Source organism: Silvibacterium bohemicum (assembly GCF_001006305.1).
Classification (GTDB): domain Bacteria; phylum Acidobacteriota; class Terriglobia; order Terriglobales; family Acidobacteriaceae; genus Silvibacterium; species Silvibacterium bohemicum.
In genome coordinates this window covers 136,355-151,802 of sequence record NZ_LBHJ01000003.1, presented here as the reverse complement: position 1 = coordinate 151,802, position 15,448 = coordinate 136,355, and the positions used below count along the sequence as shown (strand labels likewise).

Below are 15,448 nucleotides of genomic sequence, written 5' to 3'. Positions count from 1 at the left end.
CAGATCGACATGGGCCCAAGCAATCCGGCAAGGGAACCTGCGGTGTGCGGCAACCACTCCCCGAATGTAATTCCCTTCTGACGTACTTTTCGATTCTGCATTTTCGGAGGTGATCAGGTGGCTGGCGATCCTGATGAGAAGCGGGTAGGCAAAGAGCACCCAGTCGATAGAGAATTTCTGCTCAAAGAACATGCTATCGATGCAGGGCTTCTGGGCTGGGCCATCGGATTTGGCCTGGCGACGTTTGGAGTTGCAGCTTTGCTCGACGCGCTGCAAGTTCCCTGGAAGATCACGTTGGCCTGGACGCTGCTCTCCTGGGGCATACTGGTCAGCCTTGAGCCTGGGCTGATCTCGATCTTGCTCCGGCCACACGAAGCACTGACTCCGAGGAAGCGGCGTGCTAAAACGGCCTCGTCCTCGCCTGAAAAGTCCGGAGCCGAGGGGACTTCGAAAAGCGAGACACAAGATCCGACTCAAGATTCAGATACAGAGGGCTCAGCCAGGTCAGAACGGCCAGCTCCAGCCGATCGTCATGAGCCAGTCTTCTGGATAGAGGAGTTCCGGCTGCTTCGTAGAACGAGTTCACGGCGAATGCTGGAGCTGGTCCTGATGATCGCGCTGGCGGAACTGGGATTCGCCGGTTCGCGCGCAACACGTCCCATCACGCAGCCCACCGTGAAGCTTTCGGATGCCGGCAAGTCTGCGCTGTGCAAGTGTCTGGACCATCCCTGCGATAAAGCGAGCGGGGACCACGCCGGGAGTGGCGACGGACGAACGGCGGGCTGCGGAGATCGCGGCTTCGGACAGGGCGGTGATGTTGGCGGGAACTACGGGACGGGAAACGTGGCTCCATCGCAGACCACGCTTCGGATCGCTCCCGAACTGGAGAAGGCTCTACAGCAATTTTTGGAGAAGCAGCAGGATTCGCGCGGCTCTCCCTTCCCGTGGGGAGTTGCGGGAGTGGTGGTGGTGATCCTGATCGCAGCGGCGATCATCGTCGCCGGACGGGTGGCGAAGGAACATCCGGCCACTGCGGCGCCACTGGGCGCGGCAGGCCTGGCAGCCGCGGCAATCAAAGAGGCAGACCACTTATCCCGCTTGGATCCGTCCAGCTTCTACTTCGTGCTGGCGCTGTTCGCGGCGGCTGGCGCGTTTGCTGTGTTGTTCGGCTGGCGGGAGACGAGGCGCGGATCGAACGGCGCGGTAGATGCTACTGGAACCGGCGAGCAGAAAAAACATGAAGGCAGCAGCAAGCTGGTGGAGTCGCCAATGAACACCTTGTTCTCGGTTGCGATTCTGCTATGGGCTGTGATGGTGGTGTGTTACCGGGTATCGGCCCCGCCGAAAGTGACCGATACGAATCCGCCCGTACAGAAGACAAGCATCCAGGTGACAGCGATTCCGCTCCCGCCGATCAAAGACTTTTCAGCCTATTCCGATGATGTTCCGCAGCCCGGCAAGACGATCGCCGGTCTGGCCAGCAGCGCGGAGGGCCAGGGAGCCCGGACCGGAGACCTGCTGATCTTGCTGGGATCGGCAGACTGCCAGGCCATCCATGCCCCGGGAGACTCGAACGAAAAGCTTGCGGGCCGGCGCGCCAATGCCGTTCGCGATCTCCTCTTGCCCCGGAACCTGATGCCCCAAGAGAGCATTCTTGCGAAATCCCTGGAACAGTACAACAAGTGCAAAGAATCGGGCGATCTGCGAGCGGTATTCCCGATTCTGATCCATACGTCTGATGAGGGAACAGAGAAACACCCGACCACTGAGTGAAAACAGGAACGCATTCCGGACTCATGGAGAGATCTGCCCGCGCACATAGTCAAGGGTGCGCATCGCGAGCAGATAGTCGTAATGCGCGTTGACTGCTGACACAGCTGCCTGGGTGCTTTGCAGTTGCGCCTGGCTGAGTTCCACAATGGAGCTCAGTCCGAGCTTATATCTGGTCTGCGCGAAGGCCAGGGCCTGCGCGGTCTCTGTCCTGAACTGATCCGCCACACTGATACGCCGGAAGGCGGTTGCGGCATTAAGTGCTGCCACACGGACGTCGCGCCCGATGTTGTCAGACAAGTCCTGCGCCTGCTTCTCGGCAGCGTGCTGTCGTAGTCGTGCCTCCTCAGCTTGGGCGGTGATGCGCAGTCCGGTGAAGATGGGAACGGATAGGTTCACACCGCCGGCCGCGTACCAGTTGGGTACGAAAATCCCATCAGGACCCACTGGCGTGATGCCTCCAATCGCCAGAGCGGAGATGCTGGGCAGATGCTGCAGCTCCTGCGCTCGTGCGAATTTCTGGTCGGCCTGAACATTCAGGCGAGCCATCTGCAGGTCCGGCCGCTGTGACTGGGCTCCGGCATTCAGCGCAGCCGTGCTGCCCTGCACAGGAGGCAGTGGAAGAGCAGCGTCCGAATCTTCAATTGCCTGATAAAGCGTGTCCGGCGGAGCAGCCAGCACTGCGGCGAGCGCTGCGCTCGCGGACTGAACTGCATTTTCCGCATCGAGTTGAAGCAGCTGCGACTGCGATAGATCTGCCGATGCGACATTCAGATCGAGGTCGCTCTTCAATTGATTCTTGACCAGAGCCGCGGTGAGAGTTTGAACTTCCTGCCTGGCTTGCACGGTCGCGCTGGCCACATTGAGCAGAGACTGTGCATTCAGCAGGCGATAGAAAGCCTGATCGGTTGCGAGCAGCACATCCTGTTGCGTGGCCAGAGCCGCCTCGTCCTGCGCCTTCTGCTGCAGGCGATTGCTCGCCACCAAATTGCTTGTATGTCCGAAGTCAGTGATGAGCTGACTTAGGCCACCGCCTGTTCCTGCATGCGTGTAAAGGCGGGAGTCGGTGAGCTCTCCGGCTCCGATGCGGCTCCCATCCTCCGCTTTCTCCGCGGTGATGGCTGCAGTGATTTGCGGTAGTTCGGCGGACCGCGTTTCGCGCGTGACCTGTCCCGCTGCAAGCGCGACCAGGCGACTGGCGGTGATGCGCGGATTTTTCTGGATCGCCTCGCGCTCGGCATCGGCTCGGCTGATGCGTACGGCCGATGCATCCTGCGCAGAGACATTCGATTGGCCGGTGTTTTCTTCCGAACTATTTGTGGTTCGCATTGCCAGCGACGCAGGACCATCTGACAACCGGTTGAGGCTGAAGACAAGCGGAGCAGGGCCAGGTGCAGGTGGCAGTGAAACAGAGCTGTTTTGCGCGCCGCACACTGAAGGAGTCAAAACTAAAAGACCGATAAGAGCGCTCCTCATGCCGTGGCCTCGTTTTCCTGCGCAGGCATCTGGGGATGCTTTCCCTCGTCGCGCGCTTCCCTGCGCCGGTGAATCAGAAGGTAGGCGCTGGGCACCAGAAAGACGGTTACGATTCCGGATACGGTGAGACCGCCGAGGATGGCTCGCGCGAGCGGCGCATACTGTTCGCTCCCGGCCTCGAGAGCGAGGGCCATAGGGATCAGGCCCAGCACGGTTGCCAGCGTGGTCATCAGGATCGGCCTGAGGCGCACCTTGCACGCGGTGATAATCGCATCCTCCAGCTTGTAACCCTGCTCACGAAGCTGCCCGACGAACTCCACGATAAGAATGCTGTCCGACACGACGATGCCGGTCATCATGAGCACTCCCATAAGGCTCATGATGTTGAGCGTGGTGTGTGTGACCAGCAAAAAGAGAATCACACCGGATAGGCCTGGCGGGATAGCCAGCAGGATGATGAAGGGATCGACGAAGGAGGCAAATTGCGCCATGAGAATGAGAAAGACAAGAATGATGGAAAGGATCAGGCCGATGGCGAAGTCCTGAAAGGACTCTTTCATGTTATTTACCGATCCGCGAACGGTGAGGACTGTGCCTTTCGGTGGATGTATTCCTGCGACGATCCCGCTCACGCGGTCTCCGATGGTAGAGAGGTCCTCCGATTTCGGCATTACGTAGATATCGAAGACGCGACGAAGTTGATAGTGATCGACCTCGGTGGGAGTGTTGATCGACTTGATCGACGCCACCGTTTCCAGCGGTGTGGTGCTCTTCCCATCTGCCGATCGCAGCGGAATCTGCTTGAAGTCATTCAGTGTTTGTACCTGTGACTCCGGATATTGAACCGTAAGCATGTAGTTGTTCCCCGTCTTCGGATCGATCCAATAGCTCGGAGCTACCATGCCGTTCGAGGTCATCGCAGTAATCACGCTGTCGACGATGGTCTTCGGCGTCAGTCCTTCCAGGCTGGCCTGCTCCCGATTGATATTGAGAGCGAGTCCGGGATAATCGATATCCTGCGGGATAAGAACATCGTTGACCCCACGCAGGCCGCGCATCCTCTGAGTGATTTGCTGCGCAATCGCATAACCGCCTTCCATGTTGTTGCTGCTCACCTGGATGTCGAAAGGCGCCGGCAAGCCCTGGTTGACGATGGAATCGACCAGGCCGCCTGTCTGAAAGTAGGTCTGAACTTCAGGCAGATCGGCGGAGAGTTTTTTTCGTACGCGCTGCATATACGCAAAGCTGCTGAGGCTGTGGTCTTCGTTCAGACTCACCTGGACGAAGGCTGTGTGCATACCCGAGTTCGGCGTATAGATCGCGGAAAGATCCGGAGACACTCCGATATTCGAAACGATCATGTTGAGATCCTTCGCGGCAATGACAGAACGAACTTCGTCTTCAACGCGGCCGATGTATTGATCGGTGAGCTCGAGCCGTGTGCCGGTAGGCGCTTTCACACTGATGACGAATTGGCCGGGATCGGTTCGGGGAAAATAGGCCCGGCCAAGGAACGGTGAGAGCGCAAAGCTCACGACAACAAAGATGCTGAAGACAATCACCACCAGCGCTGGTCTTTCGAGGCAGTATCGAATCGCACCGTCGTAACGGCGCTGCAGCCCGCCAAAGCCCTGGTTGAAGAAATAGACGACCTTGGCGAACGGGTTCTTCTGCCCGCGACCGCCCTGCATATGTTCGGGTGCAGGATCGTCTTTCGTCGCAGCCTCATGTGCGTTTTCATGCCCGGTGTGCTTGATGAATTTGGAGCAGAAGAGCGGGACCACGGTCATCGCCACGACGTAAGAGCAGAAGAGCGCAATGACCACAGCCAGCGCCAGCGCGGTGAAGAGATATTTGCTGACCCCGGTGAGCAGCACCACCGGGAAGAATACAATCGCGGTGCTGAACGTAGCGGCCAGCACCGCAAGTTGTACTTCCTTGCCCCCTTCCTGGGATGCCTTCACGCTGTCGGAGCCCATCTCGAAATGACGAAAGATGTTTTCGAGCACGACCACCGAGTTGTCGATGAGGCGCGAAAGCACGAGTGCCATACCGCCTAAGACCATGGTGTTGATCGAGTCACCGAAGGCTTTGAGGATCAGGAATGTGGCGATGCAAGAGATCGGGATCGACAACATCACGGCGATGGTTGCGCGAAAATTGCCGAGGAAAAGCAGAATCATGATGCCGGTGAGGCAAAGCCCGATCGCTCCCTCGCTGATTACATTCTTGATGGCGGTTTTGACGAAGACTGATTGATCGAAAACCACACTGGTCTTCAACTGAGACGGGATATCGAGCAGATGCGCCGTGGCTTTGCGAATGCCGTTGACAATGGTGATGGTGTTCGAGTCTCCGCCCTGCTTGAGAACCGGGATGTACACCGAATGCTGTCCATCGACGCGCACGATATTGGTCTGCAGCTGGCCGCCGTCGACAGCATGTCCAACATCCCCGACAAGAATGGAAGCGTTGCCGACAGTTTTCAGTGGTATCGAGTTGACGTCGTTGGGAGCGGGCACCTGGCTGTTGGCGTAAATGTTGTAGTCTTTCGGACCGATGCGGACATCGCCGGCAGGCAGGATGAGATTCGACTCGTTGATGGCATGTACCACATCCATAACGCCGAGCTGCGACGCTTCCAGCTTGAGCGGATCGACGTACACCATGATCTGGCGATAAGTTCCGCCATAAGGCTGGGGAACAGAAGCGCCCGGGACGTTTGCCACCTGGTTGCGCACCGTGAACTGCGCCACGTCTTTAAGCTGCGTCTGACTCATTCCTGCGCCCTTAAGCGTGATGAGGCATACGGGAAGATTCGCAGCATCGAAGCTGAGAACAACAGGCGGCAAGGTCCCCGGCGGCAGGCGGCGCAGGTTAGCCATTGCGAGATTCGATATATTGCTCACTGCCGCTGTGGGATCTGTGCCGGGCTGAAAATAAATCTTGATCAGGCTGACGCCCGACATGGAGCGCGATTCAATGTGGTCGATATTGCTGCCCAGGGTGAAGAAGCGCTCGTCGCTATCTGTAATATCGGACTCGATCTGCTCCGGCGGCATGCCGGAATAGAACGTGGCGACAACTACGACGGGAATATTAATAGGCGGAAAGAGATCGACGGGCATACTGAGGATGGCAGCAACCCCGACCACGATGATGGTCAGGCAGACCATGAGAATGAAATAGGGATAACGGATCGCAAAGAAGGACATGGCTATTTACCACCCTTCTCTGGTGTCCCCTGATACTCGACCAGGTCGTTCGGCGCCTGCTGCGGATTGACTTTCTCGCCCGGCTGCAGCGTAGCCGATCCTCCAATAACAACTCGGTCGCCCGGGCTTAGGCCCGATGTCACCTCCTGCTGGTTCGATCCGCTGATGCCCAGTTCGACAGACCGCTTCTCGACTTGATTGCTGCTGTCGATGAGCATCACAGCCGGCTGATCGCCCGGTATGACTGCAACCGCGGGAACGATCAACGCATTCTTCTTCTCTTCAAGATTAAAAGTGACGTCCGCATACATTCCCGGAGTCAGCGTCAAGTCGGGATTCTTGACGTCGACCTCGGTCATCATGGTTCTCGTCGTGTTGGATACGTCGCGGGAGAAACGAACAACCGTGCCGGCAAACTGCTGTCCCGTGGCCTGGACGTGCACACTGACCACGGAACCGATATGCACCATCGGAACGTCGCGCTCCGGAACAGGCATCCGCAATCGAAGCAGGTCACTCTGCGCGAGACGGACAACCGCCTGGTTCAGTCCCTCCGCCGTCCCCGCTGGGATGAGTGCTCCCGTGTCCGCATAGCGCATGGTCACCACGCCGTTATATGGCGCAGTGATGGTTGCGTATTGCTCCATGCTGCTGACACGCTGGCTTTCGGCGCGCGAAACACCAAGCTGTCCCTGGCTCGCCGCGACGGCCGATTTTGCAGCGCTCACCTGCGCGGCGGCAGTCTGATCTTTGGCCAGCGCATCTTCAAGCTCCTGCGCGGCCACCAGTCCCGGCTGCTGATCGGATGCCTGCTTCAGACGCAGATAGTTGGCATGCACAGCCGCATAACCAGCCTGTTCTCGCGCTACTTCCTCCCGCAATCGCTGAATCGTCTCTTCCGTCTGCGTAACGCCGGCCTGCGCTCCCGCGACCTCGGCCTGCAACTCAGGAACTTCGAGAACCGCCAGCGTCTGTCCCTGCCTCACGCGGTCTCCGATGTCCACATAAATGTGGCGGATGTATCCGGAGACTTTGCCGTGGACATCGACCTCCTGAAACGGCTGGAAAACTCCCGCTACCGTCAGTTGACTCGCGATGAAGCCGGTGCGGACGGTGACGACGGAGACCGTTGGAGGCTGGGCAGAATTGTCGGCTGTGGAATCGTCAGACCGACGGTGACAGCCACACACAAACACAAAGAAAATCGCAAGCTGACAAAAGGCTGCGAGAGCAAGCCAACGCCGGGAGCGCATGAGATGAACCTTCCTTGAAGCGAGTCGTTCCGATTGAGAACAAAGCCGCTGAAGGAGAACTCAGCAGCTATGCGAGCAGAAGACGCGATTCGGCCGGAGGTGGTCGACGATTGACCGAGATTGTGGGATGGAACGAGCAGGGAACGAGAACAAGGTCGGATCGAGAGGAGAGGGGATGAGCGGCCCTTGATTCGCTGTCGGAAAAAGACAGAAGTTCGGATAATAGCTGCGCCTGAATGGCCCCATGGTCTGCGACTGCCGTGTCGACATCGCTTTTTGCAATATCACTCGAGCGAGTGCATAGTTTGGCGGGAGCTGAGGCGTTCGCGTCGGCCTTCACCTTATAGAGAGAAACCTTATATCCCGTCCCCCACAACAGGATCATCGCTCCCAGCAGGAGCGGCAAGACGATCGTCAGGATTTGCCGGAGATGACGACTGTCGCGAGGATACAAAGGAAGTCTCAAGGCCGAGGAAAGCTCTCATTGAGAGAGTACTGCCCTTGAACGCCGATTTCAATGCCTTGGCCTCGATACCCTTTTGGTGAAAAATCGTCAAACCACTCATGGATGGCTGACTCAAAGGGTCCTAAACCAATATCCAGGGGAAGAGAATTCGGCGTTTTCGCCGCGTTAGAGAGATGCATGAGTCGCGCTCGGAGGAACGAATTATCCCATAGACATTGGCTAGAAGTGCAGATACTGTAACCGTCGTTGGAGGTAGCGGCCGAACTATGCACTCACTTATGCAGGATATCCGGTATGGGTTTCGAGGGTTAGCTAAGACACCTGGATTTGTGGCCGTGGTTGTCATCTCGCTTGCCCTCGGCATTGGAGCCAACAGCACTATTTTCAGTGTGCTCAACGCAATCCTCTATCGTCCGTTGCCTTATGACCATCCCGAGCGGCTGATGGTGCTGTGGGAGACGGCTCCCGGGCATCCCGACTGGCGCGTTCCTCCTCCGATTGCCGAGCTGGAAGATTTCAAACATCACAACACCGTTTTCGACGACATCGCTCTCACCAGCAACACCGTCACCTCCAGCATCTCCGGCACCGGCCAGCCCGACCCGATCCGGATGCAATACGTCACGCCGACATTCTTCAATGTGCTGCAGGTGGGGCCGATCCTCGGGCGCGTCTTCGTCCAGAAGGATCTGCATGAGAATTCGCAAACCATCGTGATCAGCCACGCCTACTGGAAGCGCCGCTTCCATAGCGATCCTTCGGTGCTGGGAAAGACGTTCACGATCCAGGGCATTACTTCGACGATTGTGGGCGTGATGCCCGCCGGCTTTTCTCCGTTTTATGGAGATCATATCGACCTCTGGTGGCCGATCAATCCTTACGAGGATCGTTATATCCGTCGCGACGATCATTGGCTTATGCCGATAGCCCGGATGAAGCCCGGCGTATCGATCGAGCAGGCACAGCGGCAGATGGATGTGGTCGCAAAGCGACTCGAAGCGGCTTACCCAAAAACGAATAAAGGGGTAGGAGAGAGACTTGTTCCGCTGCAAAAGGAATTGTTCGGAGAGATGGGCAAGACGCTCTATCCACTCTTCGGCGCTGTGACCTTCGTTCTGCTCATCGCCTGCGTGAATGTCGCGAACCTCTTTCAATCGCGGACGGAAACGCGCAGGAAAGAATATGCCGTGCGTGCGGCGCTTGGAGCAGGACGCAGCCGCCTGGTGCGGCAGATGCTTACCGAAAGCGCACTGCTGGCTCTGGCGGGAGGCGCGCTGGGCGTCGGACTCACCATCGCCGGCATCGCTCTCTTCCGTACTCTCGCAGGTGATTTTCCCAACGCGCAAAGCATCAATTTAGACAGCCGCGTACTGCTGTTCACACTCACTGTTTCTCTCTGCACAGCATTTCTCTTCGGGTTAATGCCGGCCATCCAGGCGTCTCGTGCAGACCTCAATCTCGCCCTGCAGAAGGGAGATCGCCGAACCTCAACGGCCTCGCGAGGTTATAGCCGTCATGTACTCGCCGTGGCGGAGGTCGCTCTAGCCATGGTGTTGCTGGTCGGCGCCGGCCTTATGATTCGCAGCGTTCTCAGCCTGCAGCAGACCGATCCGGGATTCGATCCGAAACAGGTGCTGACCATGCAGGTGCAATTGCCTGCCGGAGGAAAGTACGTCGAAAACATTCCGGGAAGCGAAATGGGCAGGCTATCGCCGTTGGTTCCGGCTTTTTATAAACAGCTGATGGAGCGGATCGACGCAATCCCCGGCGTGCAATCTGCTGGATTTGTCAGCAATCTGCCGACCTACGGTGGAGCGGAACGAGGCTTCACGATTGAGGGTAGACCCGCACCTCCTGAAGACCAACGGCCATGGGCAGGCTCCTACATCGTCAGTCCCGGATTCTTCCAGGCGTTGACGATTCCGCTACTTCGCGGCCGCTACCTCGATGAGCACGATGTCAAAGACCGGCAGTGGAGTGTGGTCATCAGCCAGAAGTTTGCCCAGAGATATTTCCCGAATGAAAATCCGCTCGGGCATCAAATCACGGTGCGAGGCGCAGGCGATTCAGAGGCAGGACAGCAGCCGAGGCAGATTGTGGGTGTCGTCGGCGATATTGCCAATTACGGTGTGCAGCAAGAAGCGCTGCCCTTTATGTATTTCTCGTATCTTCAGCAACCGGATCTGTTTTTTGGCGGCTCGATAGAGCAACAGCTTCACCAGACTCTTCTGCTGCGCACGCCGCCGGGCTTTACCGGCGGCAATGCGCAGCTGGTGGCCGCTGTAAAAAAGGCCGTGACCGCACTCGATGCCGACCAGCCGGTGACCGATGTGATGACCATGCAGGATGCTCTCGCCGATTCCATCAGCGATTCTCGTTTCTATATGCGGCTTATGGGCCTGTTTGCCGCGGTCGCTGCTCTTCTGGCGGCCATGGGCATTTACGGGGTCATCTCGTACTTTGTGACCCAGCGCACACATGAGATCGGAATCCGCATGGCGCTGGGTGCGCAACCCGGCAGGATCATCGGCATGGTCTCCGGGCTGGGCTTGAAGCTTGCCGCGTTCGGTGTAGTGATTGGAGCGGGTATGGCCTTTGGGCTCACGCGCCTGATCAGCCGATTCCTCTACGGCGTAAAAGCCACCGATCCGGTTACATATGGATTGGTAGCGATTTGCCTGGTTGGCATCGCATGGCTGGCCTGTTATCTCCCTGCGAGAAGGGCCGCGCGTGTCGATCCGATCATCGCCCTGCGTGAGGATTAAATCTTTTGAAGCAAGGCCGCGAGTCTGAGAGATCCAAGCAAATTGAAAGAAGAACAAGCTCGACAGACCACTAACCAAAGAATAACGGATATGAATTTCCGTGGCCAGCTCGTCAGTGCCTCTTGATGTTCATATGCCGTCTCAGCCCGGTTCGCCCGCAACGCGCGAAAAGGATCAGATAGACCTTTGCTCAGGCGCGGATGTAACTACACTACGCCGCCGAGCGATGCATGGGTTTTAAGAGGTCTCAGCCGAAGCTGGGCTGCAGCGTGGTAGGTGATTGAATCTCGTTTCTACTCAGGACGGGGGTAGTTTGGCGAACGGCGTTCAAAGTACCTATCGGAAGCAGCGCCGCCAGAGATCGTGGAGACATACCTCGGGTACCCAGCGTGTAGGGGCCAGCCGCGCTCTCTGCAAGCGCGACTGGACACACGGCACGAGTTCCCTGCCACACCCTTCACTATCGAAAGGACGCAGGTGCCAGCGTAGTAGCGATCTGGCTACTCGCTATCTGCCATAAGGATGATGGTAGTGATGGTGATAATGGCGACGGTGATGATGGCGATGTACGACTACAACCACCTGAGCCTGGGATGCTATGGGTGCCAGGCAGCTAAATAGGATTAGTCCAAGCAGAACCTTTTTCATAGTGCTTGTAAGATGCTGTCGATTAGTCATCAGCCGTATCACAAAACAAAAAGGGCGCGATCTCTCCCGCGGCCAGGCTTACTCTCTGGGCTTCTTTCTGCACATCGGAGTACGCACAGCAGTTCCCGAACGGATGAGGACGCTACAGAAAAAGTATCTGTCAGCAAATAGTTTGTGATGGGATGCGCGGATCGAATGGGATGTCAAAGAATGTGCCTGAATGTTCTACAAAAGAATGTGAAGAAAATCTTTGGCTAATTTCGCGGGGTTTCCTCGCGGTGAGAAGATCGCCGAGATCAGTGCGATGGAATCCGCGCCTGCATCGCGAACCTGCGCCGCTGTCTCCAGCGTAATTCCACCGATGGCAATCAGCGGCTTGTGGGTGAGGCTGCGGGCCAGCCTTACGCCTTCAAGGCCAATCGCCGGGTCCGGATTGGCCTTGCTCTGCGTCGCAAAGACCGGCCCGACGGCAATGTAGTCGACCGGCTCCAGGTCAGCGTCGCGAAGCTGCGCCTCATTGTGCGTCGAGACACCCACGATGCGTTCGCTGCCCACGATCTCTCGCGCCAGCGCAGGCCCCATGTCGGTCTGGCCCACATGCACGCCATCGAAGCCTGCCTGCACCGCGATTGCCGGCCAATCATTGAGGATGAGCTTCAACCGCGAGCCTGCGGCGTCCCGCATGACGAGGGCGTCGGCCAGAATATCGGCCTCGCTTCCCTGCTTGTTTCGGTATTGCAGGATTCGCACTCCCGCATCGGCCAGCTCGCTGACCAGCCCGCGCAGCCGCGCATGCCTCTCGGCGACGGCGGCCGGAAGAAACGAGGCATCGAGAATGGGATAGAGCGCGGGGACGGGACGGAATGCGGAAGGAGCCGCCTGAAAAGACATCCCCTTCAGTTTATAGGCCGCTCCGTCCGGATGCACCTCCAGCCGCCGCAGCAAAGCCGCGGAATAAATCGGACAGCGCCGTGTCTTAAAAATACGGCGATGTTCATCCGTAAACTTCTTGGATGACGCCGGCGTAGACAGTTCACGATGGAGAAGAGACACTTGACGGAAGTAAATGTTAGGCCCGGCAAAGAGCAGCGAACGGCGAAGGATGAAAAGCGTACCTTCGTATTGGTTCATGGCGGATGGTGCGGGGGATGGTTATGGCATTATGTTGCACCGGCGCTTCAAGACCGTGGGCATGTGGTCACAACACCGACACTGACCGGCCTCGGAGAGCGGCGTCATGTGGGCAATGGAACGGCGGACCTATCGAACCATATTGAAGATATCGTCGCTCACATTGAGATGGAAGGTTTTCAGGATGTAACGCTCGTCTGTCAAAGCTACGGCGGCATGGTCGGCACCGGCGTTCTCGCGCGCATCCCCGATAAGATCCGATCGATCATCTACCTTGACGCCTTCGTTCCCGTAGATGGAGAGGGTCTGGTCGACATTCTTCCCGCGGAAAACCGCGCCTATTTCCAGGCCGCGAAAGACGAGGATCGCCCGGTTCCTCCGCTTCCCTTCGAGTATTTACAAATTACGGACCCCGCGCTGATCGAATTCATGTCGCCGCGGCTCGTCAATCAGCCGTGGCGGACGCTCTTCGAGCCGGCGAAAGTGATCCCGCGGCCGTCCCATGTCCGGATGAGCTACGTTCGTTGCATCGCCAATACCGGGGAGCCGTTTGACAGCATCATGAAGCGGCTGGCCTGGGACCCGGAGGTTCGGATCACCACACTCGACACAACGCACCTGTGCATGCTGACGGAGCCCGAGGCAACCGTCAAAATGATCTTGGATCTCGAAGGAATTTCCTAACTCCGGCTCTTCAGGTGAATCCCAGCGGTAATGGAGGCGGGGAGAGATCGGCCTTAGCTCTTTCCCTGCCGCTCGAAGAAGCGTTCCATGAACTTGGTATCGAACTGGCCGGAACGGAATTCTTCGTCGTCGAAGATCTTCCGGTGCAGCGGGATGGTGGTGTGAATTCCCTGCACCACAAACATATCCAGTGCGCGCTTCATGCGCTGCATGGCCTCTTCGCGATCGCTGCCATGGGTAATCAGCTTGGCGATCAACGAGTCGTAGTAAGGAGGCACCACGCCTTCGCCGTATTGCGCCGTATCCACGCGCACGCCGTTGCCGCCGGGCACGTTGAACGCGGTGATCTTGCCCGCAGAGGGAGTGAACTTCTCCGGATGCTCGGCGTTGATGCGGCACTCGATGGCATGGCCGCGAATCTGGATGGGGTTGGGCAATATCTCCGACAGCTTCTCGCCGCAGGCGATGCGCAGCTGCGCCTTCACCAGATCGATACCCGTAACCATCTCCGTCACCGGATGCTCCACTTGAATGCGGGTGTTCATCTCGATGAAGTAAAGCTTGCCGTCCTCATCCATCAGGAACTCGACGGTCCCAGCATTTTGATAGCCGACATTTTCGAGCGAGCGCTTCAGCGTCTTCGCAATATCCTCGCGCAGCTTCGGCGTGACCTGCAGTGACGGAGCTTCCTCAATGAGCTTCTGGTGGCGGCGCTGGATCGAGCATTCGCGTTCTCCGAGCGAGAGCACCGTGCCGTGCTGATCGGCCAGCACCTGAAACTCGATGTGGCGCGGACGCTCGATGAACTTCTCCATGTACAGGTCGCCGTTACCGAAGGCATTGGCTGCTTCGCTCGATGCGGCCTGAAAGAGCCCGGGCAGTTCGTCGGCCGAGCGGCATACGCGCATGCCTCGCCCGCCGCCGCCGGCAGTAGCTTTGAGAATCACGGGATAGCCGATCGACCTGGCCCACTCCAGCGCCTCGCCTTCAGACTGAATCACACCGTCGGAACCGGGAAGAATCGGCACCTTCGCGCGCTTCATCGCCTGCCGCGCTTTTTCTTTTTCGCCCATCAGTCGCGTCACTTCCGGCGGCGGACCGATGAACTTGATATTCGACGCGCGGCAGACCTCGGCGAAGTTGGCGTTCTCGCTCAACAGGCCGTATCCGGGATGAATGGCGTCGACATCGGCGATCTCGGCGGCGCTGATGACGGCAGGAACGTTGAGATAGCTCTCCGCGGAGCGCGGCGGCCCAATGCAGATAGCCTCATCGGCGAAGCGCACGTGCAGCGAGTGCCGGTCAGCCTCGCTGTAGACGGCGACAGTGCGAATTCCCATTTCTTTGCAGGCGCAGATGACGCGCAGTGCGATCTCGCCGCGATTGGCGATCAATACTTTTCGAAACATAATTTCCGATCAGATTCTTCGAAAAAACTGTGGCCGGCCTAGCGTACCCGCACGGCAAAGAGCGACTGCCCGTATTCGACGGGCTGCCCGCTTTCGACGAAGCGCTTCACGATCTCGCCGGCAGCGTCCGACTCGATCTCGTTCATGAGCTTCATGGCCTCGATGATGCAGAGAACCTGTCCGTTCTCCACCGTGTCGCCTACCTTGACGAAGGCCGGGGTTCCGGGCGAAGGCGACTCGTAAAATGTGCCGACAATCGGCGACTTCACAACATGCAGCGACGCGTCCTCGTCCGGCGCAGCCTGGGCCGGCGGTGCGGAAGCAGCCGGCGCCACAGCATGGGCAGCGGCATGAACCTGCGGCAGCGTAATCGGCGTGTGCACCGCAGGAGCTTGCGTAGCCAGCAGGCGGGCAATGGTGGCCAGATCGGGCTGAACTCCGCCCTCCTGTGCGAACTTGAGGCGGACCTTCAACTCGCCGCGCTCCAGCTCAAACTCGCCAATCTTGTTTTCTTTCAGGAACTCGATCAGTTCCCGCAGTTCCTTCATCTCTTCCGGATTCATTCTCTCGCGCTCTCGTTCGCTTGTGGCGGTTTGCTTCTCGCCCCGCGGTTTTTTCCCCGCGGTCGCAG

9 protein-coding genes are annotated in these 15,448 nt (G+C 58.1%); 3 read left to right on the top strand and 6 right to left on the bottom strand.

What is annotated here, in order from left to right; translation table 11 throughout:
• The first annotated feature begins 117 nt into the window (after positions 1–117).
• Positions 118–1,773, top strand: coding sequence for a hypothetical protein (locus tag XX99_RS06210; protein ID WP_050058531.1), 1,656 nt, complete (start codon positions 118–120; stop codon positions 1,771–1,773).
• A gap of 21 nt (positions 1,774–1,794) precedes the next feature.
• Here the strand turns inward: XX99_RS06210 and XX99_RS06205 are convergent, their stop codons facing one another.
• The 3 genes from XX99_RS06205 to XX99_RS06195 all read right to left on the bottom strand — a co-directional run bounded on the left by XX99_RS06205 (position 1,795) and on the right by XX99_RS06195 (position 7,714).
• Positions 1,795–3,099, bottom strand: coding sequence for a TolC family protein (locus tag XX99_RS06205; RefSeq protein WP_050058530.1), 1,305 nt, complete (start codon positions 3,097–3,099; stop codon positions 1,795–1,797).
• A gap of 143 nt (positions 3,100–3,242) precedes the next feature.
• Entirely contained in the window at positions 3,243–6,461 is a 3,219-nt protein-coding gene (locus tag XX99_RS06200; RefSeq protein WP_050058529.1) for an efflux RND transporter permease subunit, read from the bottom strand.
• A 2-nt stretch (positions 6,462–6,463) separates the two neighbouring features.
• A complete protein-coding gene (locus XX99_RS06195; protein ID WP_050058528.1) occupies positions 6,464–7,714 on the bottom strand; it encodes an efflux RND transporter periplasmic adaptor subunit in 1,251 nt (416 codons plus the stop codon).
• 732 nt (positions 7,715–8,446) lie between these two features.
• Between XX99_RS06195 and XX99_RS06185 the strand changes: the two genes are divergently transcribed.
• On the top strand, positions 8,447–10,945 hold the full coding sequence (locus tag XX99_RS06185) for an ABC transporter permease (RefSeq protein ID WP_082125300.1): 2,499 nt from the start codon (positions 8,447–8,449) through the stop codon (positions 10,943–10,945).
• Positions 10,946–11,818: 873 nt separating this feature from the next.
• Here XX99_RS06185 and thiE read toward each other — a convergent pair.
• Positions 11,819–12,484 (bottom strand): thiamine phosphate synthase, encoded by a 666-nt coding sequence (thiE, locus tag XX99_RS06180; RefSeq protein ID WP_050059302.1) that lies wholly within the window; start codon positions 12,482–12,484, stop codon positions 11,819–11,821.
• Positions 12,485–12,646: 162 nt separating this feature from the next.
• On the opposite strand from thiE, the gene XX99_RS06175 reads away from it, so the two are divergent.
• On the top strand, positions 12,647–13,408 hold the full coding sequence (locus XX99_RS06175) for an alpha/beta fold hydrolase (RefSeq protein ID WP_184084733.1): 762 nt from the start codon (positions 12,647–12,649) through the stop codon (positions 13,406–13,408).
• 53 nt (positions 13,409–13,461) lie between these two features.
• Here XX99_RS06175 and accC read toward each other — a convergent pair whose 3' ends face one another.
• A complete protein-coding gene (gene accC, locus XX99_RS06170) occupies positions 13,462–14,817 on the bottom strand; it encodes an acetyl-CoA carboxylase biotin carboxylase subunit (protein ID WP_050058524.1) in 1,356 nt (451 codons plus the stop codon).
• Positions 14,818–14,855: 38 nt separating this feature from the next.
• Positions 14,856–15,380 (bottom strand): acetyl-CoA carboxylase biotin carboxyl carrier protein, encoded by a 525-nt coding sequence (gene accB / locus XX99_RS06165; protein ID WP_050059301.1) that lies wholly within the window; start codon positions 15,378–15,380, stop codon positions 14,856–14,858.
• Positions 15,381–15,448 lie beyond the last annotated feature (68 nt).

Excerpts from the sequence above, each read along its gene's own strand:
- XX99_RS06205 (WP_050058530.1), bottom strand. The coding sequence starts at position 3,099 with ATGCGAACCACAAATAGTTCGGAAGAAAACACCGGCCAATCGAATGTC.
- XX99_RS06200 (WP_050058529.1), bottom strand. The coding sequence starts at position 6,461 with ATGTCCTTCTTTGCGATCCGTTATCCCTATTTCATTCTCATGGTCTGC.
- XX99_RS06195 (WP_050058528.1), bottom strand. The coding sequence starts at position 7,714 with ATGCGCTCCCGGCGTTGGCTTGCTCTCGCAGCCTTTTGTCAGCTTGCG.
- XX99_RS06185 (WP_082125300.1), top strand. The coding sequence starts at position 8,447 with ATGCACTCACTTATGCAGGATATCCGGTATGGGTTTCGAGGGTTAGCT.
- thiE (WP_050059302.1), bottom strand. The coding sequence starts at position 12,484 with ATGTCTTTTCAGGCGGCTCCTTCCGCATTCCGTCCCGTCCCCGCGCTC.
- accC (WP_050058524.1), bottom strand. The coding sequence starts at position 14,817 with ATGTTTCGAAAAGTATTGATCGCCAATCGCGGCGAGATCGCACTGCGC.
- accB (WP_050059301.1), bottom strand. The coding sequence starts at position 15,380 with ATGAATCCGGAAGAGATGAAGGAACTGCGGGAACTGATCGAGTTCCTG.